4 protein-coding genes are annotated in these 2,470 nt (G+C 44.3%); 2 read left to right on the plus strand and 2 right to left on the minus strand.

Features of this window, described 5'->3' with window-relative positions:
• Positions 1–192: 192 nt before the first annotated feature.
• Positions 193–732, plus strand: coding sequence for a DUF6512 family protein (locus ACLQ3M_RS04905; RefSeq protein ID WP_411676587.1), 540 nt, complete (start codon positions 193–195; stop codon positions 730–732).
• 7 nt (positions 733–739) lie between these two features.
• Here the strand turns inward: ACLQ3M_RS04905 and ACLQ3M_RS04910 are convergent, their stop codons facing one another.
• On the minus strand, positions 740–1,840 hold the full coding sequence (locus tag ACLQ3M_RS04910; protein ID WP_411676588.1) for a GGDEF domain-containing protein: 1,101 nt from the start codon (positions 1,838–1,840) through the stop codon (positions 740–742).
• 184 nt (positions 1,841–2,024) lie between these two features.
• On the opposite strand from ACLQ3M_RS04910, the gene ACLQ3M_RS04915 reads away from it, so the two are divergent.
• Entirely contained in the window at positions 2,025–2,162 is a 138-nt protein-coding gene (locus ACLQ3M_RS04915) for a hypothetical protein (RefSeq protein ID WP_411676589.1), read from the plus strand.
• A 42-nt stretch (positions 2,163–2,204) separates the two neighbouring features.
• On the opposite strand, the gene ACLQ3M_RS04920 is transcribed toward ACLQ3M_RS04915, so the two are convergent.
• Positions 2,205–2,470, minus strand: a 266-nt coding sequence (locus tag ACLQ3M_RS04920; RefSeq protein WP_411676590.1) for a hypothetical protein, incomplete at its 5' end; no start/stop codon positions are given.

The following is a 2,470-nucleotide window of genomic DNA, read 5'->3' on the forward strand; positions in this document are numbered from 1 at the left end:
TATGCTCTAAGAGCTTTTCATTTTGTGTCACAACTAAATTCTAAAGCAAAAAGCCGGAGCAGCCAATACCTTTTGGTATGGTTGTTCCGGCTTTTTTCGGCGCTGTTTTGCAACAGCCCCTTTCCTGATTTCCATCCTAACCCGGTAAGCTTCTTCATATATATAGAGACATAGAAAGGGAGAGTGATTTCAATGGGACGGGAATTCCTGTATTGGGAAATCGCGGGTTTTATCGTAACGGTTGTTCTTGGAACCCTGCTTCATTTTGTCTACCAGTGGTCTGGGGAAATCAAAATTGTCGGCTTATTCGCCCCGGTAAATGAAAGCACCTGGGAACATTTGAAACTGCTTTTTGTACCGATGACCCTGTTCACGGCCGCGGAGTATTTTCCTGTTGGCTGGGAAAAAGAAAATTTTATCGCCGCAAAGGCCGTCGGAATTCTGATCGGCATGCTTACGATCCTCATAATTTTTTATACTTACACCGGAATTTTAGGAAAAAATTATCTTTGGGCCGATATTGCAACCTTTATCATAGGGGTTGCGGCGGCGTATGGATATGCCTGGTTCAAAATGAACAAAGCTCCGGATTTCATCAAAGACTCCAATCTGATCGGTCTGACACTGATTCTGGTCATCGCCCTCTGTTTTACCTATTTTACTTTTGATCCGCCCAGAATCGCTTTGTTCCGGGACCCGGTATCAGGGCGATATGGGATTGCCGGCCTGTGAACAGAAGTTAAAGAGTATCGCTGTCTCGAAAAAAACAGACGCGGTTCCTTCCGGACCGCTTCGCACGATACAGAGCCATATCCGCGTGTTCAACAAGCTGGTGGACATTGCCGGTACTTTCAGGGTATGAGGATACGCCGATGGATACGGTTATTTTGAGGGATCCGCCGGATTTCAGCGAAAAAGGATGCTGTTCAACCGCGCCCCGGATCCGTTCCGCCACCGCCTGTGCCTGAACTAACGGACAGTCCGGAAGAACTACGGAAAATTCCTCTCCTCCGTTTCTTGAAACAAGGTCGATTCTGCGGCAGCTTTTCTGCAGAATAACGCTGAGTCCTTCTAAAACCCTGTTTCCCTCCGCATGGCCGTAAGTGTCGTTTACCTTTTTAAAGTAGTCGATATCAATAAAGAGGAACGACAGCTTTGTGCTGTCTTTTTCCGCCTGCGTCGCCGCCCGATTAAACAGTTCGTCAAACTGCCTGACGTTGTTTAACCCCGTCAGCCCGTCCTTTTCCGCGTAAAATTTCGTTCGATAGAACATCCGGTTCATCCGCATCAGGCTCTCCATTAACAAGTAAAGGAAAAAAGCGGAAATCACGGTGCTGACGGTATAGATTCTTATCACCCTCCCTAAAAGAGGAAGATCCCGAATCAAAAACGTGTAGACGCTGACCACAAATAAAAATGACGCCAGAGTCGATACGGTCCATTTTGTAAACTGACGAATCGACATTTCGCGTACGGCTCCGCAGATCAGCAAGGTAAACAGAATCACCAAAAACGCTGTAATTGACGGCATCGATAATCCAAAAAAAACAATTCGAAAAGTGCCAATCGTCAGGCCGGTAATGGCTCCCGACAGATCGCCGGCGTACAGAATCGAAATCATAACCGGAAACATCCGCAGGTCAAGATGCACGGCTGAAGTAACCGGAATTCCGAATACCACAAGAATACAGCCGAGAACGCCGAGGGCAAGTCCGGTTAATATTTTGTTTCCCCGGGTTGACTCAGGCGACGAGGATACCTCCAGAAAGAACTGATTCCCTAAAGAAAGAAAAGACGTTAAAATTGTTAGGTTGAAAAATAAATCTCTTGCATATTCCATACGACTCAATTCCCCATCAATCAAAGTTCGTTTCTATTATATTGAAAAATAGTATAAAAATATTATAAAATCAGTAATTATTTACATTATTTTATTTTATTGTAATTCGTTTTACCAAAAAAGTCATATTTTACTCTTCCCGCATAGTATAAAATACAATCTCCCAAAGGAGTGATCAACTTATGTGCTGGAATTGCTGGTATCGCCGCTGCGGCTGGCGCGGATGCCGAAGATGGCCCTGCCGCCGTTTCTGGTGGTAATAATATATAAAGCAGAGGAGCAGATCTTCGTGATCTGCTCCTCCCGTCTTTCCTATTCCTGAAATTTATTTCACGACCTATGTCATCGATTTTTAACAGATATCTCAATATTTCTTAACAGCTGCTTCACGATTCGTCCATAAGTTTCCCTTATACTGATTTCCATAGAAAGAAAAACCTAAAGATTGCAAGACCCTCGAAAGAGGTTTTAGAGATAGCCTTTTCAATACAACTCCTCCCCTAAAGGGGCTGTTGCAAAACGAAAGTTTTGGGGCAGCTCCTTTTTCTGTTGAAAAGTCAGCGATTTCGATATTTTTGTTGAAAATTCTGCGAGATAAACGGTCAAACAGACACGGCAGTGCTAAGCTCC

The organism is Caproicibacter sp., assembly GCF_046707225.1.
In the GTDB taxonomy this organism is placed as follows: Bacteria; Bacillota; Clostridia; order Oscillospirales; family Acutalibacteraceae; genus Caproicibacter.

Bases quoted from the DNA above. Each gene is read 5' to 3' on its own strand.
- ACLQ3M_RS04910 (WP_411676588.1), bottom strand. From the start codon at position 1,840: ATGGAATATGCAAGAGATTTATTTTTCAACCTAACAATTTTAACGTCT.
- ACLQ3M_RS04905 (WP_411676587.1), top strand. From the start codon at position 193: ATGGGACGGGAATTCCTGTATTGGGAAATCGCGGGTTTTATCGTAACG.